Origin of the sequence: Methylobacterium persicinum (assembly GCF_022179525.1) — a bacterium.
GTDB lineage: Bacteria > Pseudomonadota > Alphaproteobacteria > Rhizobiales > Beijerinckiaceae > Methylobacterium > Methylobacterium persicinum.
Genome location: NZ_BPQX01000006.1, coordinates 1 through 20,440, shown reverse-complemented (window position 1 = coordinate 20,440; position 20,440 = coordinate 1). Strand labels below are relative to the sequence as shown.

At 67.7% G+C, this 20,440-nt stretch carries 20 protein-coding genes and 1 pseudogene; 11 read left to right on the top strand and 10 right to left on the bottom strand.

Annotation, left to right across the window (positions count from 1 at the left end; translation table 11 throughout):
- Nucleotides 1–47: 47 nt before the first annotated feature.
- Entirely contained in the window at nt 48–329 is a 282-nt protein-coding gene (locus MFF22_RS00990) for a hypothetical protein (RefSeq protein ID WP_238247240.1), read from the bottom strand.
- Between the two features lie 170 nt (nt 330–499).
- Nucleotides 500–1,396: an RNA polymerase sigma factor RpoH gene (rpoH, locus tag MFF22_RS00985; RefSeq protein ID WP_283206144.1), complete on the bottom strand. Its 897-nt coding sequence runs from the start codon at nt 1,394–1,396 to the stop codon at nt 500–502.
- Nucleotides 1,397–2,972: 1,576 nt separating this feature from the next.
- Here rpoH and MFF22_RS00980 point away from each other — a divergent pair.
- Both MFF22_RS00980 and MFF22_RS00975 read left to right on the top strand, forming a co-directional pair.
- On the top strand, nt 2,973–3,530 hold the full coding sequence (locus tag MFF22_RS00980; protein ID WP_238247238.1) for a sigma-70 family RNA polymerase sigma factor: 558 nt from the start codon (nt 2,973–2,975) through the stop codon (nt 3,528–3,530).
- The gene (locus MFF22_RS00975; protein WP_238247236.1) at nt 3,527–4,171 is read left to right on the top strand and encodes an NrsF family protein; all 645 of its coding nucleotides are present in this window, start codon (nt 3,527–3,529) and stop codon (nt 4,169–4,171) included. Before MFF22_RS00980 ends, MFF22_RS00975 begins: the two co-directional genes overlap by 4 nt.
- A gap of 431 nt (nt 4,172–4,602) precedes the next feature.
- Here the strand turns inward: MFF22_RS00975 and MFF22_RS00970 are convergent, their stop codons facing one another.
- The 3 genes from MFF22_RS00970 to MFF22_RS00960 all read right to left on the bottom strand — a co-directional run bounded on the left by MFF22_RS00970 (nt 4,603) and on the right by MFF22_RS00960 (nt 6,941).
- A complete protein-coding gene (locus tag MFF22_RS00970) occupies nt 4,603–4,971 on the bottom strand; it encodes a stability/partitioning determinant (RefSeq protein WP_238247234.1) in 369 nt (122 codons plus the stop codon).
- Nucleotides 4,971–5,660, bottom strand: coding sequence for an AAA family ATPase (locus MFF22_RS00965; RefSeq protein WP_238247232.1), 690 nt, complete (start codon nt 5,658–5,660; stop codon nt 4,971–4,973). The genes MFF22_RS00970 and MFF22_RS00965 overlap by 1 nt, the downstream gene beginning before the upstream one ends.
- A 189-nt stretch (nt 5,661–5,849) precedes the next feature.
- On the bottom strand, nt 5,850–6,941 hold the full coding sequence (locus MFF22_RS00960; RefSeq protein WP_238247230.1) for an IS630 family transposase: 1,092 nt from the start codon (nt 6,939–6,941) through the stop codon (nt 5,850–5,852).
- Between the two features lie 675 nt (nt 6,942–7,616).
- Here MFF22_RS00960 and MFF22_RS00955 point away from each other — a divergent pair.
- Nucleotides 7,617–8,438: a GntR family transcriptional regulator gene (locus tag MFF22_RS00955; RefSeq protein ID WP_238247228.1), complete on the top strand. Its 822-nt coding sequence runs from the start codon at nt 7,617–7,619 to the stop codon at nt 8,436–8,438.
- Between the two features lie 192 nt (nt 8,439–8,630).
- Here the strand turns inward: MFF22_RS00955 and mobF are convergent, their stop codons facing one another.
- The gene (mobF, locus tag MFF22_RS00950) at nt 8,631–11,597 is read right to left on the bottom strand and encodes a MobF family relaxase (protein WP_238247226.1); all 2,967 of its coding nucleotides are present in this window, start codon (nt 11,595–11,597) and stop codon (nt 8,631–8,633) included.
- Nucleotides 11,594–11,896, bottom strand: coding sequence for a hypothetical protein (locus MFF22_RS00945; RefSeq protein ID WP_238247224.1), 303 nt, complete (start codon nt 11,894–11,896; stop codon nt 11,594–11,596). Before MFF22_RS00945 ends, mobF begins: the two co-directional genes overlap by 4 nt.
- 205 nt (nt 11,897–12,101) lie before the next feature.
- Between MFF22_RS00945 and MFF22_RS00940 the strand changes: the two genes are divergently transcribed.
- From MFF22_RS00940 to MFF22_RS00930, 3 genes are read left to right on the top strand one after another with little or no spacing between them, the layout of a single operon-like run.
- Complete coding sequence (locus MFF22_RS00940; protein WP_238247222.1) at nt 12,102–12,611, top strand: hypothetical protein; 510 nt, start codon at nt 12,102–12,104, stop codon at nt 12,609–12,611.
- A 4-nt stretch (nt 12,612–12,615) separates the two neighbouring features.
- A complete protein-coding gene (locus MFF22_RS00935; protein ID WP_238247211.1) occupies nt 12,616–13,359 on the top strand; it encodes a chromosome partitioning protein in 744 nt (247 codons plus the stop codon).
- A gap of 4 nt (nt 13,360–13,363) precedes the next feature.
- Nucleotides 13,364–13,963 carry a hypothetical protein gene (locus tag MFF22_RS00930; RefSeq protein WP_238247209.1) on the top strand — a complete coding sequence of 200 codons (600 nt, stop codon included), beginning with the start codon at nt 13,364–13,366 and terminating at the stop codon, nt 13,961–13,963.
- A gap of 13 nt (nt 13,964–13,976) precedes the next feature.
- On the opposite strand, the gene MFF22_RS00925 is transcribed toward MFF22_RS00930, so the two are convergent.
- Nucleotides 13,977–15,569, bottom strand: a complete 1,593-nt coding sequence (locus MFF22_RS00925; protein WP_238247207.1) for a type IV secretory system conjugative DNA transfer family protein — start codon at nt 15,567–15,569, stop codon at nt 13,977–13,979.
- 334 nt (nt 15,570–15,903) lie between these two features.
- Between MFF22_RS00925 and MFF22_RS00920 the strand changes: the two genes are divergently transcribed.
- Complete coding sequence (locus MFF22_RS00920) at nt 15,904–16,314, top strand: hypothetical protein (RefSeq protein WP_238247205.1); 411 nt, start codon at nt 15,904–15,906, stop codon at nt 16,312–16,314.
- A gap of 114 nt (nt 16,315–16,428) precedes the next feature.
- On the opposite strand, the gene MFF22_RS24645 is transcribed toward MFF22_RS00920, so the two are convergent.
- Nucleotides 16,429–16,584, bottom strand: coding sequence for a zincin-like metallopeptidase domain-containing protein (locus tag MFF22_RS24645; protein WP_283206143.1), 156 nt, complete (start codon nt 16,582–16,584; stop codon nt 16,429–16,431).
- 205 nt (nt 16,585–16,789) lie between these two features.
- On the opposite strand from MFF22_RS24645, the gene MFF22_RS00910 reads away from it, so the two are divergent.
- A complete protein-coding gene (locus tag MFF22_RS00910; protein WP_015061116.1) occupies nt 16,790–17,032 on the top strand; it encodes a type II toxin-antitoxin system Phd/YefM family antitoxin in 243 nt (80 codons plus the stop codon).
- Nucleotides 17,032–17,454 (top strand): type II toxin-antitoxin system VapC family toxin, encoded by a 423-nt coding sequence (locus MFF22_RS00905; RefSeq protein WP_238247202.1) that lies wholly within the window; start codon nt 17,032–17,034, stop codon nt 17,452–17,454. Before MFF22_RS00910 ends, MFF22_RS00905 begins: the two co-directional genes overlap by 1 nt.
- Before the next feature lie 40 nt (nt 17,455–17,494).
- On the opposite strand, the gene MFF22_RS00900 is transcribed toward MFF22_RS00905, so the two are convergent.
- A complete protein-coding gene (locus MFF22_RS00900) occupies nt 17,495–18,037 on the bottom strand; it encodes a recombinase family protein (protein WP_238247200.1) in 543 nt (180 codons plus the stop codon).
- A gap of 62 nt (nt 18,038–18,099) precedes the next feature.
- On the opposite strand from MFF22_RS00900, the pseudogene istA reads away from it, so the two are divergent.
- Nucleotides 18,100–19,593: pseudogene (gene istA, locus MFF22_RS00895) on the top strand (IS21 family transposase); the annotation flags it as partial.
- A 5-nt stretch (nt 19,594–19,598) separates the two neighbouring features.
- On the top strand, nt 19,599–20,330 hold the full coding sequence (gene istB, locus MFF22_RS00890) for an IS21-like element helper ATPase IstB (protein WP_150967289.1): 732 nt from the start codon (nt 19,599–19,601) through the stop codon (nt 20,328–20,330).
- Nucleotides 20,331–20,440: the final 110 nt, after the last annotated feature.

The window sequence follows — 20,440 nt, the reverse complement described above, 5'->3', positions numbered from 1 at the left end:
GGCCGCAGCACGTGCTGCGGCCAGAGGAGGCGTGCGAGGTAGGACGCTCAAAATTCAGGGCCGCCCGCAGTGCCGCCGAGGTTCTGCTGAACCGGAAGGCGCGCCGGAAACTGCGCGTTGCCGCGCGTACTGCTGCGGAAGTCCCGGCCCTGGCGGTCACGCGGAACCCGCAGCCGGCCGACGCTGCCGGTCGTCTCAGGACCGTGCAGGGCGGGCGCTGGACGCACGGCGTGGCGATGGGTGCCCGTGCGTGCGTGCCAGGCCGGCGCGGCCGATGCTGCGCCGGCCGAGGCCAGTGTTGCGAGGGTGAGGGCAAGCGCGAATTTCATGATCTTGTCCGGTGTTGGAGAGCGCTCTCAGTTCAGCGCCATTGCCCATGAGTTCGGAGGGTAAAATCCTTTCGTTACATTCGAAAGGACAGGTCCACAGGAGCCGATCCGATGAGGGCGAGGCGGACATCGACCTGCCCCGCCGGCAATCCGCGCAGCCGTGCCGACGCTCACCCGCCGTTCCTGGCTGCGCCTACGGTCTCGCGGCGTGCGATCTCCTCTCGCACAGCCGCGCTCACCTTCTCGAAGGCGCACACCTCGATCTGCCGGATACGCTCGCGCGACACCCCGAATTCGCCCGAGAGGTCTTCCAGTGTGATCGGGTCCTCTGCGAGGCGACGCGCCTCGAAGATGCGGCGCTCGCGCGGGTTCAGAACGCCCAGAGCATCCCGCAGGGCCGAGAGGCGGTTCTGCCCCTCTTGCTCGCGGGCCAGAACGGTCTCTTGGCTCGGGGAATTGTCGACCAGCCAGTCCTGCCACTCACCCTCGCCCTCCTCGCGCAGGGGCGCGTTGAGCGACGTGTCGCCGGACAGGCGACGGTTCATGTCGATCACGTCCTGCTCGGGCACACCGAGGCGGGTGGCGAGCTGCTTGACCTGATCGGGACGCAGGTCGCCCTCGTCCAGAGCCGAGATTTTGCCCTTGGCCTTTCGGAGGTTGAAGAACAGCTTCTTCTGGTTCGCCGTGGTGCCCATCTTCACCAGCGACCACGAGCGCAGGATGTATTCCTGGATGGCGGCCTTGATCCACCACATCGCGTAGGTGGCGAGCCGGAACCCCTTATCGGGATCGAAGCGCTTGACGGCCTGCATCAGGCCGACGTTGCCCTCGGACACGACTTCGCCGATCGGCAGGCCATAACCCCGGTAGCCTATGGCGATCTTGGCGACGAGACGCAGGTGCGACGTCACGAGCCGATGCGCGGCCTCTCGGTCGCCGCCGTCCCGCCAGGCCTTGGCCAGCGTGAACTCCTCCATCGGCTCCAGCATCGGGAATTTCTGGATCGCGCCGAGGTAATGGACCGGGAACGCGATACCAGGTGGGAAAGAGGCAAGGGTGTTCCGCATCAGGGTTGCCGTGAGACTGCCTCCGGGCTGCAGTACCTGAATTCCCGGGAGCTGTTTGCAAGGGAACTTACCTCGCTTGAGCCGGAGCGACGGGATTGTTCGGAACGAGACCCGTTACGAAGCCGTGGCCGGACTTCCACGGTGTCCCCTTTCCATCTCGACGATCCGAACCTCGCCTTGTGAGTTCGGGACGATGGAATGAATGGTTACGAGGGAGGCCGGCTCCAGGGCGCGGATGGGCAGCGCAGTGCGAGTGCGCTCACGAAAGCCTTGCGGGCCTGCGCATGCTGTGGGGTGCGACGGTTCAGCGTCTGCGGCGCTTCGGGTCAGGACACGTCTCGGCCGAGCAAGGCCGGCTCTCCCCGGGTCGTTGGGCTTGGCCGATTGAGGACGTGAAGATGTGGAAGCCGTCGCGGTGCCAGGCAGCCCAAGCGGCCTTCGTCGTCAACTCCCTTACCCTGATGCCGGACCGGTCGAGGGTGCCCCGGTACCTCCAGGCCGGACAGATCAGGAAGTCCGGGATCGCGTGCGTCCTCGCCACCAAGCAGAAGAGATCCCGGGTGAACCGGGCCTCGAAGACGAGGCAGGTCTTGAGGCATCTTGTATCTGAGACTGTGTTGCTGGATCTCATGCCGCTGACCGTGGGCGCGTGCGGGTGGTGCCGACTCGGCGAGCCCCACGGGGGCCATGCGGCTACGTAGCGAAAAGCGAGCCTCTGTCCTCGGCGGCGAGGATGAAGGCCCAGCCCAGAACGGTCGGCTCTCAATCTGAGTTCGGGGCCGGCCATCGTTCGGTTGCAGGCGGGACCGCCGAGCGAGAAGACATTAGGGCCAATCCCCAGATCCGCACCGGAGGCGGCATGCGGCCTTTCCCGCATTGTGGGGGCCTGTTAGTGCGTCGCCGATGTTCCGGGTCCGCCGCCGTTCCGTCCGCTTCTGTCTGCTGGTCCTCGCCCTGATGGCGGGGTTTGCGCTGCTGCATGGCGTCCAGGCCGCCCACATGAAAACCGTGACCGTCTCCGCACCGATGGGTATGTCGGCTCCCGCCGCGATGCCCGACGGCTGCGAGGGCTGTGACGGCTGTGCCAAGGATCCGGGCGAGCGCTCCTGCCCCCTCATCTGCTGCGGCTTCGTCGCGGTTGTCCCGTCCGCCGCCGCACCTCAGGTCATCACAGTCGCGCTTGCCTACGCCGTAGAGGACGTCCGAGGCGTAGGCCTGTCAGGCCACCCCGATCCCTTTCCGCCTAAGTTCCTCGTCCGAGCCTAGGCGCGGTCGCCGGCCATGCCCGCCGTCGCGTCTCCCTAAGGGAGGCGTGCGGCCGAGCGCGTGCGCCCTGTCATGCGCGTGCGAGCCCGTGACATTCCAGAACGAGAACCATGATGTGTTTCTTCGAGCTCACGCCCGGTTGGCCGATCCGAAAACCTGATCACGCCGAACGCACAGCTGGCGGTGCGCGGCTGTTTTCGGCGAGCGGGCTATCCGGTCTGCCCTGTCTCGCGATCCGGGTGGGCTGGTCAGACCGACGACCGATTGTAACCTCCGCCGCCTTCGCAACGTATTTGGGTGGGAGTGCCCGATGATCGCGAGCGAGGGAGAGTTGAGGGGCCTGATGAGGGCCGCCTTGGACGGGAACGGGGCCGCCTACCGGACGCTCCTGGACCGGCTGAGCCGTCATCTGCGAGCCTATTACCGGGGCAAGCTGGCGCGCATCGGGCGGAGCCAGACGGAGGCGGAGGATCTCGTGCAGGACACGCTCCTGGCGATCCATACCCGTCAGCATACCTACGACACGGGGGAGCCGTTCACGCCCTGGGTGCAGGCCATCGCTCGATACAAGCTGATCGATCACCTGCGGCGCAACCGCCTCTCCATGGCAGACGTGCCCATCGAGGATGCCGGCGAGTTCGAGGCGCGGGACGATCATGCCGGCGCCGAGAGCGCGCATGACCTCGATCGCCTTCTGGCCGGCTTGCCTGAGAAGATGCAGCGGGCAATCCGTTTCGTGAAGCTCGATGGGTTGAGCGTCGCGGAGGCGGCACAGCGATGCGGCATGTCGGAGCCCGCCATCAAGGTCAGTGTGCACCGCGGCATCAAGGCCATGGCGGCCGCCATCAAGCAGGGCAAGAGACGATGAGAACGGATGAACTGATCGAGATCCTGAGCACGAACGGTGGACCGGCTGACCGCCACCAACTCACCCGTGGCATCGGCCTGGCCGCGGCGCTCGGCGCAGGCGCGGCGCTTTGCATCGCGCTCCTGGCGCTCGGCGTCCGCCCAGACCTCGCCGCGCCCGGCGCGCTGGGCTTCCTTCTGCTGAAGCTCGCCTTCACAGCGGGCATCGTCGTCCTCGCAGCCCGCCTGCTCACTCGGGTGGCGCGCCCGGGCGGAGCGTCCGGGGCCCGCGTGCTGACGGCGCTGCTACCCTTTGCGGGCATCATGGCACTCGCGGCCTTGTGCCTGGCCTCCGCGCCGAGCGCGCACTGGGGCCGGATGGTGGTCGGCGATATGTGGCTGGAGTGCCTGGTCTCGATCCCGATCATCGCCGTGGTGCCGTTCGCCATTCTGGTCTGGGCTGTCCGCCGCTTCGCCGCACCGACCGACCTGGTGCGTACTGGCGCGCTCGTGGGACTTGTCTCCGGTGGTATCAGCGCGATGGGCTACGCCCTGCACTGCATGGACGACTCCGCCCCGTTCGTGGCGCTCTGGTACGGAGGCACCATCGCGTCCTGCACGCTTGCTGGTGCCGTGCTGGGACCGCGCCTACTGCGCTGGTGAGGCACACAGGTGTATTGTTAATTGCAGCTGTGCCGCGAGGATGAAGTCCAGGCCGGAGTCCCCCGCCACCTTCAGCGCGAACCAGGACAATGTGCGTTACGCGCATGAAGATGCGGACGGCGGCTTACTTGACAGCTGGGTGGGTGAAGAGCGTCGCTATCGCGTTCAGGAAGAGGTTTTCGAGCTGGGTGAATACGGTCGTACCCTAACCGTGCTCGCCTGCAACTAGTTCAGCCGGACTGAAGATCCCGACTCGGACGATGACGAGGAGGCTTTGATCGAAAGCTGGACGCCCCGCTTTAAGAGGTAGAGCCGCAATGATCGTGCCGAGGCGTGTCGCAAACCCGGCTATGGGACGCACCGTAAGCCTTCCTGGAAGCTGCCTGTTTTCTATTAGCTTTCTATCTGGTGCCCAACAGATTCCTGAGAGGTCATCTCTGCTTGTGGGCGCCCTCGTAGGCGTCGAGCGCCCTCTCCAGCAGCTCGCCAAGCACTAGGCGCTGCTCGTCGGCTAGGCGGGTGAAGCGTTGGGCGGTCTCTTCCGTCACCTTGAGGCTGAGCTGTTTGTTGCGGCCGGTGCGGTAACGGCGCTGTTCGACCTTGACCGATACCGGCTTCACCTTCTCGCGCGGGGCGGACTCGCGGCTGGGGAAGCCCTCCGCTTCGGAGACGGCACGGATTGCCTCGACCGGCGGCTTTGGCTGCTGGGCGGCGCGCGGCGTGGGCTTGAAGTCGTCCAGTCCGCCGAGGTCGAGCTTCCCGAGCGGATCGGTGCGTTCAGGTTTGGGCTGGCCGGGCATCACGCAACCTCCTTGGCCTGCTCACGCCTGTCGCGCAGGCGCTGCACGATCTCCGCGGTGAACTCGGCCGCGTTGTTGATCGCCACGGTCGTGTTGGCGACTCCCTTCCCTGCCAGGCGCTGCAGCGTGCCACCATAGGAGAACATGGCCCGGTACGCCTCGCGGTCACACAGGCGGGTTTTCAGGACTGGGATCGCGCGCTCGTCGAAGCTCTGCAAGATGTGCTTGAGAGTGTGGGGCATGATCGCGGGATTCGTGCGCGTAATCAGCACCGTGTAGGGAATGGCCCTCCCCCCGCGCTTCTCCGTGCGCTTGATGAGCCCGATCTGACGGGCAGCCTGCGAGGCATCGAACTGCGAGCCCTGCACGGGGATCACCACCAGGTCGGACATCGAGATCGCGTGGCTGACCATGAGGCTGGCTAAGCCCTCCAGATCCACGATCACAAAGGCGGTGATGCTGGCCGCCTCCTCGATCTTGTCCATAATCGTCTCTTCCGTCGCGCCGCCCATGACGTGAAGAGTGGCGGGCAGGCCCGGCAGCTGCGCCCACTCTTGGACGAACTGATTAGGGTCGGCATCGATAATGGTGACGGTCGCCCCCTGCTCTGCCAGCATGCTGGCGAGGATGCAGGCGGCCGTGGTTTTGCCGGCACCGCCCTTGGGCGATGAGAACGTGATGACGGGCATGGACACCTCGTTGGAAGCTGTCTGCCTCCGGGAAGCTGCCAGGCAGCCGTTGGGCGCCGGGAAGCTGTCGGAAAGCTATCCGGTTCCAGGAGGCTGCCAGCTTAACGGTAAACATCACGTTAACCTAGTAGCGTTCTGTTCGGAACCAGAAAGCTGTCTGGATCCTGGCGTATATCCGAGTGAATGCTGCTAGTGGTTTGAGTTAGAAGTCTGTGTACAGAAGCGAGCGACACTGGCCAAGATCGCGTCGGCTGACTTGGTCCAGACGAATGGCTTGGGATGAGCGTTGGTCTCAGTGATGTAGTCTCGGATCGCGGCCTCCAACTCTTCTGTGCTGGTGAACGCCCCGCGTTCCAGCCGACGTCGGCTCAGAACGGAGAACCAGCACTCCACGAGGTTGAGCCACGACGCGCTCGTCGGCGTGAAGTGGAGGTGGAACCGCGGATGCTGGACCAACCAGTCATGCACCAGGGTCGTCTTGTGCGTCTTCAGGTTGTCGAGCACGAGATGCACCTCCAGATCGCGTGCGACGCTGCTCTCGACCTGCTCCAGGAAGGCGCGGAACTCGACGCTGCGATGACGCGGCTTGCAGCTCCCGATCACCGTTCCGGCTTTCACGTCGAGGGCGGCAAACAGGTCGAGCGTGCCATGCCGGCGATAGTCGTGCGTCACGCGCTCGGCCCGGCCGGGCTGGAGGGGAAAGGCTGCAGCCGTACCCTGCACCGCCTGGATCTGCGGCTTCTCGTCGACGCACAGCACCAGCGCGCGATCGGGTGGGGCGAGGTAGAGGCCGACGACGTCGCGCACCTTCTCGACGAACGCGGGATCCGCGGAGAGCTTGAAGGTGTCGGCTTGGTGCGGCCGTAGACCGAAGGCACGCCAGATGCGTGACACCGCACTCTGGCTCATGCCCGTACGGCGCGCCATCGAGCGGGTGCTCCAGTGCGTGGCGTTGGCCGGCGCCTCTTCCAGGGTGAGGGCGACCAGGCGCTCGACCGCCTCGTCATCGATGCTGCGGGGCGCTCCGGAGCGTGGCGCATCGACCAACCCCTCCAGCCGATGCGCGGCGAAGCGGCTCCGCCAGAGCGCCACGGTCTGGCGGCTGACCCCCAGCGCCGTCGCCACCCCCAGGTTGGTCGCGCCCGGTTCGGCACAGGCCAGGACGATGCGCAGGCGCGAAACCAGCGCCTGCCCGGTCCCGTGCCGGCGCAGCAGGCGGCGGATCTCACCCTGCTCGTGCTCGCTGAGATCGAGAGCGACGGCCTTCGGGCCACGCGACATGGCGCACCTCCATCAGGAAGCACCCAACGCTCTACCCACCCGACAAAACCGTCAAGCCTCTTCTAACTCAAACCACTAGGCGAGCTATTTGGTGGTCGTGACGGGGCCGGACAGCTGTCAGACAGCTGATTGGTTTCCACCGATCCTAAAACCTTGGCTGCTTTGCCCTGCGAGGCGGACGAGGCCTATCCCTCGGCTCAATCGGGTCGAGCTTCTGGTCGAGACGCTGCGCGCCAACGTCAATGTCGTCGCCACGGCCGCCCCCGCCTGGCCGTGTGCTCTCGCCCCGCCGCAGTGGAACGCGCGCTACGATCATCGAACGAGGAGAGGTGCCTGCCGGAATATGGGTGGTTCAGGACGGCAAGAAGAACGTCATCAGCCACCCGCAACATTGACTTAACCGAGCCGCCCAGCCGACATGGGCGGTCGCGGCCGCACTCGCCTCGGCGAGTCGTGAGCCGGCATCAGGAGACCATTGCCGCGAGATAGACCCTGAAAAGCCAACGGCCCCCCGTCGCCAAACGGAGGGCCGTCGAAAATCTGGGGCCTTGTGGGCAGTCCTCACCGACTCCCCACAAGCCATGACCTCCCCTACGGAGTCAAGCGAAAGCGCCAACTTTCGCATCGGAGAGGCTTTGCCTGGACCTAGCCGCGGCCCGTGAGGGACCGGGAAGAATGAACTATGCCGATGAGATCCGCCGCCAGGCGGAGGCGGCCCCGCGCGCCGCGCTGCCAGCGATCACGGCCGCGCTCTGGCGCGCGTTCGGGGACGGGAAGGTCACGGAGGCCGAGGCCGAGGCATTGTCCGGGCTGATCGAGGCGCGCACCGATGCACTGGCGGTTCGCCGTCCAGCAGCCGGCTCGCGGCCAAGCCCCGAGACTGAACCTCCCACTACATCCCGGGACCGCGTCGCATCGCCCAGAAGGTTTGTCGGCTCGCGCCCGCGCACGGATACCTCGCTGGAGCGCCGTCGCCGGTGGGCCGCCTCGGGGCGGCTCCCGCCGGGGCTTGCGGCCCGGTTCACGCTGGCCGAGCAGGCGGTCCTCGCCCTCGTGGCGGCCGAGACCGCCCGACGCGGCGACTGCCGGCTCGCGGTCGGCCATCTCGCGGCGATCGCAGGCGTCGCCGAGACCACCGTCCGCAACGCAATCCGCGAGGCCGCAAAACTCGGGCTCGTGACCGTGGAGGAGCGGCGGGTCACCGGCTTCCGCAACGACACCAACATCGTGCGCATCGTCTCGCCCGAGTGGCAGGCTTGGGCGCGGTTGGCGCGAAAACCCGTGGCCCACCTCTTCGGCTCCGGGGACGGGCGTTTCTCACCGGCACAGGGGGGAGGGTGCAAATCCGCGCAGCGCACGACTACTCAAGTTCCAATCCTGTCAGAATCGGGGAAAACCAAGCCGTCGAAATGCTGCCGAGGGGCAGCGGGCGACCTCGACCGATCAGACCACCCCAGAATCCGCGCGGGTCGTAGGACGGGCACAGCCATGCGCTGACGGCCTGACACCGGACGATTTGACGAACGCGACTCCCGTCTCACCGGATGAGGTGAGTTCCTGCAGCCTCGTACGCATCGAAACGGGTTCCGCTCGGCGACCTGTTCCGCGGGCCTTACGCCTGATCGCAGGCTGCCTGGATCATCGAGGCGCCGACCCCGGTCCGCCGGGGGAACGAGCACGGACGGCCGCTCAGCGCTCGATGCCGGCGCCTCGATCGCGCTGATGGCCCGGTCTGGAGCGGCCCAGGCGATGGGCGAGCTGCGCGACCAGAGCACGCGCCGCCGCCGGAGCGCGTGTCAGGCGGCGTCCGTAGGCGTCGACCAAGCGCCACGCCGGCACGACCAGACGGTCCACCCCGAGCCAGGCCACCGCCTCGCGCAGGGTCCGCGCCGCACGCACCGCACGGCGTACGTCGATCCCCGGGGCGACGGGCTCGCGCAGGACCAGTTGCCCGTCGCGCACGAACGCGACCCGGTCGGCGGCGTAGTCGACGACGTTGGCCTTCTCGCGGTAGCTCCGCGCCTCACGATACAGCCGTTCCAGCACCATCGTGTCGGTCGCCGGGACCCGGGCATCCGCCTGGCGCTGGCGGCACAGGGCGTCGAGCCGGCCGCGCTCGACCACCACACGGGCCTCGTGCCGGTGCCGGGTCAGACCGACATAGACCTCGCGCGCGTCCGTACCCGCCCCGAGATACAGCACCGCCGCGGAGCAGGTCCGCCCCTGAGCCGCGTAAGCTGTGCCGGCATATGCATGGACAATCTTAGGTTGCAAATGTTTGCGCCGGAACAGCGGCGCGCGCGCTAGCCGCTGCCACGGCTCCTCCAGCACCCGCCCGTCCTCCAGGCGCAGGCACAGGCGCGTCTCCCCGGCCGGATCGGTGACGATCGCCTCGACCCGCGCCCGGTTGCCGTTGCGGACGCCCAAGTGCGGTAGGCTCTCACCGAACCGCAGGGTGTCGCCGAGCGCCAAGGCGAGCGGCACAGCCTCGTCCGCGCGGTTGCGGGAGGGCAGGGCGATCACGTCCGGCCCGAGCTGGCCTTCCGCCCGCAGCACGGCGCGGGCTCGAGCGTTCAGCGCCGCCGCATCGGCGTTGCGCCGCGTCACGATCAGCACGTCGCCGCCGTGGGCCGCGCGCTGCTCGGACCAGAGCGCGATCACCCGGACTTGGGCTGCCTCCACCCCGGAGACCAGCTCGACCCGGTCGTTGCTGACGTAGGCGCGCAGACCCGCCTCGGCATCGCCGCGCGCCATCACCACCGAGGCGGCGCGCTGCCACGCCACCGCCTGCCGACGCACCTGCTCCAGGACGGCCGAGCGCCCGGCCACCTCGGCCACCGCCCGCAACGCGCTGGCACCTCCGACCGAGGCGAGCTGACGCCGATCGCCGATCAGCACCACCTTGGCGCCGGCAGCCTGCGCCGCGCTCAGCACCGCCTCCAGGTCGCGGGTCGACACCATCCCGGCCTCGTCCACCAGCACCAGCGTCCGCGCGTCGAGGAGGGGTGCGGGTGAGGATGGGAGAGAAGGCGAGGGGCAGCGGGCAGCCGCCTGATCGGAGTTCCGCGCCCGGGCATGGCGCCAGTACGCGATCGCCTGCGCCGGGATCCCGGTGGCGGCGGAGAGTTCATCGGCGGCGGTCCAGGATGGGGCGAGCCCGACCACCGTCATGTTGCAGGCGAGGGCCGCATCAACCAGGGCTTTCGCGGTCGTCGTCTTACCGGTGCCGGCTCCAGCATGGAGCAGCGAAACCCCGTCCGGGCCCGCCGCCTCGCGCACGGCTGCACCCTGCTCCGGACTGAGATGGGCCGCGCTCGCGAGCGCGGTTGCGACTGCCTCCGGGGTGATCCAGACCTGCTCCTGCAGCTGGTCGGCGGCGCGCAGCATCAGTGCCTCGCAGGCGGCGATGCCTGGGCTCGTCCAGCACGCGCTGGCGCCCGGCACCGACTCGGCCAAGGCCAGCGGCATCAGGGTGCCGTCCCGCTCGAACCGGGCCAGCTCGGCTTCTACCGCGTCGACCCCCAGCCCCTGCACGCCGGCAAATTCCAGAGCGCGCTGCAGCAGGTCTTTTCGCGCGAGCACGCTCTCGTGCCGGAACAGGGCGGAGGCGGCCCGTGCCACCGGGCCGTCACCGGGGATCTCGGGTGGGTCGAATGGGGTCTCGCGCCGCTCATCGCGCGCGTCCGCGACAGCCTGTTCGTGCTCCGCGCTCAGCTCGGGATGGCGCGCCCCATGCCAGGGATCCAGGTCGAGCCCGGCGAGTTCGTTGCGCCAGCGCGCCTCTAGCTCGGGCCCGGTCGGCAGCGTGTCCTTGCCGCGGCGGGTCGCCAGTGCGGCGACCTCGCGCTGAGCGCTCGTGGCTCCAGCACCGGCGTACTCTTGGATCTGCTCCGAGCGTTTGGAGAAGGTCTCCAGCGCCACCTTGGGCAGGCCGGCGACCTCCCACTGCCCGCGCCCGGCCTCGCGGTAGCGCAGGCCGAAGTGCTCGCGCAGGCCCTCGGCCAACGCGGCGCGATAGGCCGCACCGACGACGAGCTTGTATTCGTACAGCCGCTCGACCTCGATGGTCAGGTGCCGTAGGTTTTTATACCTTCCTGCTGCCACGTTTGGCGGTGATCCCGCGACGTTCAGGAACACGCAGTGCGTATGGATATTCGGGTCCCCTTCGCGGGTGGTGGAGTGATCGAAGCGGCCGACGATGATGTCGCTCGGCCGGTGATGCTCGACCCCGCCCGCGCCGGTGCGTACACTGATCAACCCCTCTGCGGCGACGAAGGCCAGCGCCCGCTCGACCGCGGCGCGGTGGGCGGCCTCGATCGCGACGCGCTGCTCGGGCGTCCCCGCCATCCACAGGACTGAGACTGATTTCCCAGGTGTCAGGGTGCAGTCCTGGCCGGCCCAGTGGCCCGCGCCGGCGCCGCGCACCAGCGCTTTGCCGGTGCCGGGATGATATCCGGCGCACAGGTCGCGGAACGAGGCCGCGTCGATCGCCGCGCCGTGGCGCACGACCGTCCCGCCGGAGCTCCACCACACCCCATCGCCGTCCTTGGCGTAGTACTCGTCGCGCCGGTCCGGGCGCGCCTCGCGCTGGCTGTCGTTGGTGTAGTACAGCCCAGCCGCCGGGCCGGCCCCGAGCCGGTGCAGCGAGGCGGTCACGCGGCCGGGTCTCCGGTACCGTCGCCGCCGTCAGCTCGAAAGCGACACACCTTGGTGAGATCGATACCCCCTGACGGCGCCCCGAGTTCACCGACGGCCTGGGCCATGTCGAGCAGGGCGGCGTCGACCTGTTCCATGCGCTCTATCAGCACCCTGTGACGGATCGCGACTTCCAGGGCTTGAGCGACGCACTCGGCTGCCAGGCTTTCGACCGACCAGCCACGCTCGGCCGCGGCAGCGCTCAGGCGGAGGGCGAGGGGAGCTGCCAGGGTCACGGTGAGCTTGACCTCGTCGGGCATCGGCGTACCTGCTGCGCGTGGAGCGGGCTGAGACGCTGACAGGTTCTGGGCACCTCGGCGAGGCGCGCGAGCCTCCATGGTTAACGGTGGCTCACTTCAGTGCGTGTGGTGTGATGCCTTCATATTGTTGAGCTGTTAGTGAGCTTGCGCTATGGCGCTTGAGCCTGTGCTGAGCCGTTAACCGGGCTGCTCCAGGATCGAGCCGATGAGCTTCGATCTCACAGCCCTGCGCCGTGCCGTCAAGCGCCACAGGGCCGCCCACGAGGCTCGGCCCGACCGGCGCAAGACCACGGGCGCCACCGCGCTGATCCGTGCAGCCTTGCCCGAGATCCGTCGCCTGCGCGACGTCGAGGGGCAGCCCTGGGCCGTCATCGCCGCGGCTTTGGGCGAGCAGGGCGTGCACGAGGGGCGGGAGGGCCGAGCCATCTCCGCCGACCGCCTGATCGCGCTGGTGCGCCACATCGAGGCGCAGATCGCACGGGATAGCGCCAAGCGGGCCGAGAACACCGACCGCCGCGACCTCACCCCCGTCTCGCCGGGGCTGCCGCATCCCCCCGCACGCCCATCGGGCCCGGATGGCTCTCCCACGCGACCCCGCCTCGCCCCGGAGCTTCAGCCCCATCCCTCCGCCGCGCCTGAGGACGAGCCGCTGAGCGAGACCGAGATCCTCAGGCTTCAGGCCGAGAAGCACCGCCACCTGTTCAAGAAGGATTGAGACCATGGCCCGCATCCTCCTCGTCGGTCAGGAAACCGGCGGCATCGGCAAGTCCACGGTCGTGCGCGGCCTGGCCGAGGCCGTGCCCGACGCGCAGATCCTGGAGATCGAGTCCGTCCACCGCCTGACCGAGTTCAAGACCGGCAAGGCCAACGAGCCGGGCCGCGTGCGCCACTTCGAGATGCGCGCCACGCGCGAGGCGATCGAGGCCAGCGGCGGCAAGGCCGCGCGGGCCGAGCTCGACGATGTGATCAACGCGCTCCACATGGTGAAGGCCGCCAGCCTCGTCGACATCGGCGCCAACACCTCGGCGAGCCTGCTCGGCATCCTCAAGGAGGAGGCGTCTACCTTGCGCGAGGCTGGGATCGAACTCGGCCTCGTCGTAGTCGTGGCGGCCGAGGCGGGCGCGCTCGCCGAGGGAAGTAAGCTACTGCACGTGGCCAAAGACTGGGCAGGCGCCCGTTTCGTCGTGGCCAATGCCGTGCGGGGCGCGGTCGACCCGGTCCTGCTCAAGCGGGTGGCGGGCGACGCGGCGGTCACGCATCTGCGCCACTTCGACCTGGAGGAGAAGACCCGCGAGGTGCTGGCCGCGGGCCAGCTCCGCGGGATCGCCAAGCTCGACCGGGCGAGCTTGACCAAGGAGACCTCGCCGGCCCTGGCGGGACGGATCCTGCGCGATCTCACCGCCTTCCGGCTCGCCGTGATGGAGGCGGTCAAGCCGGCCGCGCTGTGGCTGGTCGAGGGCTGAGGTCGTGGCGCGCCCACCCCAACCCTCGACCACGTCGCCGCGGCAGCGGCTGGAGCTGCGCTACCGGGACGCGAGCAAGGTGGCGGAGGAGGCGAACGCTCACGTGGTCGGCATGAGCGAGCGCCACCTCACCGGGCTGCTGCGCGGCAAGCCTGCGGCGCGCTTTGCCGCGCTCGGCGATCCGACCTCTCCGCTGACGCCCGAGGATCGCGCCAAGCTCCTGCAGTCGCTCGAAGGTCAGGTCCCACCCGCGCGCTCGATCACCGCCGACACGGCGAGCCGGCTGGCGATCTGGCGCTCGCGGCTGCCCTACCGGGTCGTGCCATGGACGGTCAGGGGTCTGAGCGCGGTCACCGTCATCGGTCTCACCGTGTTGGCCTGGCATCGCACGCCCGAGCGCTGGATCGAGATCACGGGGACGGCGGCGCTGCCCGTGCGTTGGCAGCTGCCGGGGGGCGGCTACGAGGATGACCGCCTGAACCCGGGCGAGCACTACGTCCTGGTGCGCCAGGAGGGGACATCCGGGCTGCTGCGTCGGTGGTATCCCGGCCGCGGCTACGCCGAGGCCCGGGTTTCGCTGACACTCCCGCGGGAGAGCCGCTGAAGCGCTGCGCCCGTCAGCGGCTGGCTCCGACGGGCGGCACCGTCCTGATCAACCGCGCAAAGCGTGGGTCGGTATGCGCCACCGTCTTGCGCAACCGCATCGGGTGACGCGCGTAGGCGGTGCTGTTGGGGAACACCAGGAGCTGGTTGGCCGGCAGGCTGGCCAGCGCCTCCCGGGTCAGCAGGCGCACGCCCTGCGGGGTCGCGGCGATGCTGCGCTGGCCCTGGCCTTCGGCCGGCCGCGTCAGGGTCTCGACCCGTGCGGTGTAGTCGCCCACCGCCCGCGACCAGCGCTCGCCCGCGTCCGGATCGACCGCCGGCACGTCGAACAGCACGACGAATTCCGCCGTATTGAGGATGGTGTCGGCTCCGGCGTCACCGTAGAGGCCGACGATCTGCGAGCGGTCCTGCCACAAAGTCCACAGCGAGGCACCATATCCCGGCAGTTCTCCGGACGCGGTCAGGAGTTCTTCAAATCGCCCCAAGGCCGCCGCTTCATCGACCATGACGAGCAGGCGTTGTGCGGGGCGATTGCGTCGGACGCTGATGAACAGATCGGACAGGAACCAGCGCAGCAACGGCGCGAGCAGGCGCTTGTACTCGGGTGGGACGGCGATGAACAGATCGACGTCGCCGTTTGACAGGTCGGCGAGCGCGAAGGTGCTGCCTCCGACGAGGTGGCGCAGGCGCTCGTCGGCAAGCCACTGAAAGGCTTGGCTCGCTGTGGCGATGATGGGATCGCGGGTCTTGGGATCGGCGTTCAGGATTTCCAGGGCGGCGAGCGCGGCGGGCGCGGGGCGCAGCGCCTCCAGCTGCTCGATCAACTTCGGCGCATCGGCGATGAGCGCGTGAACCTGCGCCACGGTGCGGTTGCCGCGGGTGAGGCTCACGAGTAGGGCGCCGGTGATGAGGTCGACGGCGCGGTTGCGGAAATAGGCGCTCGCCTCGCCGTCGCCGTTGGCCTCCGGTAACAGGGCCAGCGCGGTGTGCTGGAGGTAGAGCACATCGCTGGCGTCACGCCCGTTAAGCGGGTTCCAGCGATCGGCGCCCCCGACGAGCCCGAGCGGGTCGAGGCAGACGACGCGCCGGCCGAGCGCCCGGCGGCGCTCGGCCGTAGCTTTGTAGATCTCGCCCTTGGGGTCGACCACCACCGCGGGTCCCGACCAGGCCCAGGGTTCGGGGTAGGCGAGGTTCGGGATCAGCGCGCCCGAGGTCTTGCCCTTACGCGGGGGTGCGATCGTGGCGAGCGTGCCTTGTACGGCGACCCGCACGGCGCGGCCCGTCTCCGGATCGAGGCCGAGCTCCAGGCCCTTGTTCATCGCCGTGCGTTCGAGCGGGGTGGCGAAGCGGGCGGACCCGAACAGGTCTGAGGCGTCCCGCTGCACCAGCTTGGTTGCACCAGCGTAGCGCCAACCAAACAGGGCGCCGAGGGGCAGTAGCAGGCAGAGGAGCGCCCAGAACCCGCCCGCGAACGCTGGCGAGCGGTTGAGCAGCATGGTCCAGTAGGCCTGCGTGATCGTGCCGAGCTGCAGAAAGCGCAGGGCGTCGAACCAAGCACCGGGTGCGATCACCTCGGACGGCCACAGCGTCGGATCGAGCCCATGCACGATCGATGCGGTAATAGGATATCCGAACAATACTATCGCGAAACTATAGAGCAAGACTCGGATAAGTGTCGCCATAAAGCACCGATTGAACGCAGGTCAGACTGGCGGCTGACCGTGACGCGAACTCATGAAGTGAATTTCGTTGCGGGACTATGAAAACCGGCCTCGCCACGGGCAGGCGAGTCCAGAAATTAGCACAGCGTTACGAGATCATTGATAAGGACAAGTTCAGTTTATCGGACGCCACACAAGATCGTTAGGTTGGCCTCAGGTATTGCCCTGGATGCCACTTCCGGTGTGCAGCCCTCAATCCAAACGAAGTTTAGACAGGCCGATGCCGATCTTTCACGATACCTCATTCGAATGCGCCATCGCTATCGTACAAGATGCGTTTCGCGTGTCGCCATACATGATCCTGCAGGATCAGTGCGCCAATTTCCACGAAGGTCATCTGAACTCGCAGACGCCCAACACGGGATGCCGAATGGAGTTCGCCTGGGGCGGCCCGGTGGAGGAGTTCAGCGGCCGTTCTGTCGCTGACATGCTGCCGAATGTTTTCTACCGGCAGAATTGGGGCGGCGGCGGGTTCTGGCGCCTCGCATTACGTCCAGGAACGAACGACGGCTTGACCTTTGTGCGCGCCTTCTCTGTAGAGGACCCGGCCATGCAGGGCGTCAACGATGAAGCGGAGCGCGCATTCGGCAGGGCTGCGGGCAGAACGATCCCTGTGCGGTTTTGGCGATGATCAGGCCGAGCGGCGCGCTGACAGGCAAGGCCTGTTCAGGACTGTTCTAGTCCAGCAAGAGCATGCATGGATCGTTTTGCGTCAGCGGCTCACCGGGGCTACCGACAAGAGATCTCACTGGGCCAAGCCGGTGAGGTACTGAGCTGCGCGGCTAGCAGCGCTCGCGGCAGTGAAGTTCGCTCGATTGTCGTTGCGCAGCAACTTGATCCAGGACGCGATGTAGTTGGCGTGGGTCGGATGCGGTTCCGACCCCAGCCCGAGCGTCGCCATCCAGGAAGGCGCTCCCGAGTTCGGCCACCTGCTCCTCGGCAGCGTAGGCTTGGCTCCGAAACCGACCGGAGAGACCCTGGTCCAGCCGGCTCACGTGTCCGCTCCAGTGCGTCGAAGCACGCTGTAGGAAGTAGAGAATTGCTAGCTTACGCGATAGAAGCTCCGTATATGACCATCAGGTTGGTCACGAGCAGGATGAGTTTCGATGAGCACCATCAACCTCGCTGAGGCCAAGGCCCATCTGAGCGCACTCGTTGATCGCGTCGAGGATGGTGACACGATTACGATCACGCGCCGGGGCAAGGCAGTTGCACGTCTGACCCCTGCAGTCACGACATTCCGCCCGGTCGACCCCGAGGCTTTACGTGCCATCACCGCCACTATGCCTGTGCAACCGCACGGCGCGAGCCACTTCGTTCGCGAGATGCGCGACGATGAACGCTACTGATGTTCTACATCGATACCTCGGTTTTGGTCTGCGCACTTACAAACGAGCCTGACACGGAGCGAATGCAGGCCTGGCTCGGTGTGCAAACCGCGGGCGATCTAGCCCTGAGCGCCTGGGTCGTCACGGAGTTCTCGGCTGCCCTCTCGATCAAGGTTCGGCGCAAGGACCTGATGCCGGAGCATCGCGCGGCTGCCCTGACGGCCTTCACGCGGCTCGCGGCCGAGTCCTTCGTCTCGCTCGCACTCTCCGATCGTCAGTTTCGGGTGGCTGCGCGCTTTGCCGACCAGTCACATCTTGGCTTACGAGCTGGTGATGCCCTGCATCTGGCCTTGGCGGCCGATCATGGTGTGGCGCTCATGACCCTCGATCACCGGCTGGCGGAGGCCGGCGCTGCGCTCGGGATTGCAACACGCCTCCTATAGGCACACGGACGGATCTCTCACGTCGACGTATGCAGGCAGTTCAGCTCGCTAGTGCACCCGGCGAGGTGATGCGCTCAGGCCGCCGCATCGCCTCCTGCACCCGTCGGATCGTGGTCCGGCCGACCTTGAGCTCGCGCGCGATGGCCGAGGCGCTCCGGCCGTCGCGCAAAAGCCGCTCGGCCTCCCGCCGCCGCTCCGGCGTCAGGCTCGCTGGCCGGCCGATCGCCTTGCCCTCGGCGCGCGCCCGCGCCAAGCCCGCCTGAGTGCGCTCGATCAGCAGATCGCGCTCGAACTCGGCGACCGCGTTGATCACGCCCATCGTTAGCTTGCCGGTCGAACTGGTAAGGTCGACCCCGCCGAGCGCGAGGCAGTGCACGCGTACCCCCAGCGCGTCGAGGCGCTGGATCGTGCTGCCGACATCCATGGCGTTGCGGCCGAGCCTGTCGAGCTTGGTCACGACGAGGACGTCATCCCGCTCCAGTCGGTCGAGGAGGCGGACGAAGCCTTTGCGCTGATCGGTGGCCACGCTGCCTGTGATTAGGCGTGGAATAAGGACCCCGTTTTCGGGGTGATCGGCGTCCAATCGGGACCCCCAGGACAAGTCATCCACACTGCCTTCCGGCTCGAACGGGAGGCTTGCGCGGGATGTTGGTCGTGGAGACGGTCGCAAAGATCCGCCGCGCGTACTTCGTGCAGCAGAAGCCGATCAAGCAGATCTGCCGGGAGCTGAGGGTCTCGCGCAAGGTCGTGCGCAAGGTCATCCGCTCCGAGGCGACGGCGTTCCGGTACACCCGCGCCATCCAACCTGCTCCGAAGCTCGGATCGTGGCGGGACGAGCTTGACCGAATGCTCCTGGCGAACGCCAGCAAGGCGCGGCGCGAGCGACTGACGCTGACGCGTGTCTACGAGGCCTTGCGCGATCTCGGCTACGAGGGCGGCTACGACGCGGTGCGCCGCTACGCCAAGGGCTGGAAGCGCGAGCGCACTGCGGTCACAGCCCAGGCGTTCGTGCCACTCTCCTTCGCGCCGGGCGAGGCCTACCAGTTCGACTGGAGCCACGAGACGGTGCTGATCGGCGGCACGACCACAGAGATCAAGGTCGCCCACGTCCGGCTCTGCCACTCGCGCATGCCGTTCGTGCGGGCTTACCCGCGCGAGAGCCAGGAGATGGTGTTCGACGCCCACGACCGGGCGTTCGCCTTCTTCCGCGGCGCCTGCCAGCGCGGGATCTACGACAACATGAAGACCGCCGTGGACGCGATCTTCGTCGGACGTGAGCGCGCCTACAATCGCCGCTTCCTGCAGATGTGCTCGCACTACCTCGTCGAGCCGGTGGCCTGCACACCGGCCTCGGGCTGGGAGAAGGGGCAGGTCGAGAACCAGGTCGGACTGGTGCGCGAGCGTCTGTTCACGCCACGCATCCGGGTGAGGAGCTACGACGAGTTGAACGCCCTGCTGCTCGACGGGGTGATCGCCTACGCCAAGGCCCACCCGCATCCCGAGCAGCCCGACCGGACCGTGTGGCAGGCCTTCGAGGCCGAGCGGGCAACCCTGGTCCCCTACGCCGGCCGCTTCGACGGCTTCCATGCCGTGCCAGCGGCCGTGTCCTCGACCTGCTTGGTTCGCTTCGACAACAACCGGTACTCGGTCACAGCCTCCGCTCTCGGGCGGCCGGTCGAGGTGCGCGCCTATGCTGAGCGCGTGGAGATCCGTCAGGACGGGCGCATCGTCGGCGAGCATGCCCGCGGCTTCGGTCGCAACCAGACGGTGTTCGATCCCTGGCACTACGTCCCCGTGCTCGCCCGCAAGCCCGGTGCGCTCAGGAACGGCGCGCCATTCAAGGACTGGGTTCTGCCTGCCGCCCTCGACCGGATCCGACGCAAGCTCGCCGGCTCTGCCGATGGCGACCGGCAGATGGTCGAGATCCTCACCGCCGTGCTGCGCGACGGGCTGAGCGCGGTCGAGGCCGCCTGCGCCGAGGCGCTGCGTGAGGGCGTGCACTCGGCCGACGTCGTGCTCAACATCCTCGCCCGTCAGCGCGAGCCCACTGCACCCGTCACCATCCTGACGCCCGAGAGCCTGCGGCTGCGCCATGAGCCGGTCGCCGATTGTGCCCGCTACGACAGCCTGAGGAGAGCCCCATGATGGAACGTCAGGACATCCTCGCCACCATGGGCGAGCTGAAGCTGTTCGGGATGAAGGCGGCCTACGACGAGATCATCAAGGTCGCGCTCAAGCGCACCCACGAGCCTCAACAGGTCGTCGGCGACCTGCTCCAGGCCGAGATCAGCGAGAAGCAGGCGCGCTCGATCCGCTACCAGATGACGATCGCCAAGCTGCCCCTGGCCAAGGACATCGCCGAGTTCGCCTTCGCCGACACGCCGATCAACGAGGGTCTGGTGCGCGACCTCGCTGGCGGCGAGTTCCTGGCCCATCAGCGCAACGTCGTGCTGGTCGGCGGCACCGGCACCGGCAAGACGCACCTGGCCATCGCCATCGTGCGAGCGTGTATCCGGGACGGGAAGCGCGGCCGGTTCTACAACGTGGTCGACCTCGTCAACCGGCTCGAAGCCGAGGCGCGTGCCGGCCGGCAGGGCCGCATCGCCGACCATCTCATGCGGCTCGACTTTGTGGTGCTGGACGAACTCGGCTACCTGCCGTTTGCGCAGTCAGGCGGCCAGTTGCTGTTCCATCTGATCAGCAAGCTCTACGAGACCACCTCGATCGTGGTGACCACCAATCTCGCCTTCGGCGAGTGGCCGAGCGTATTCGCTGGCGACGCCAAGATGACCACGGCGCTGCTCGACCGGCTCACCCATCACTGTGAGATCGTCGAGACCGGCAATGAGAGCTGGCGCTTCAAGAACCGCGCCTGAGGCCAGCGCCTACGACGCCAAAGCTGGACGTCGGATCAGTTCAGCCGTGCCGTACCCAGCTTGCGAAGGGGTCCCAATTGCACGCCGATCTGGAGTGGGCCCCTCGGGGT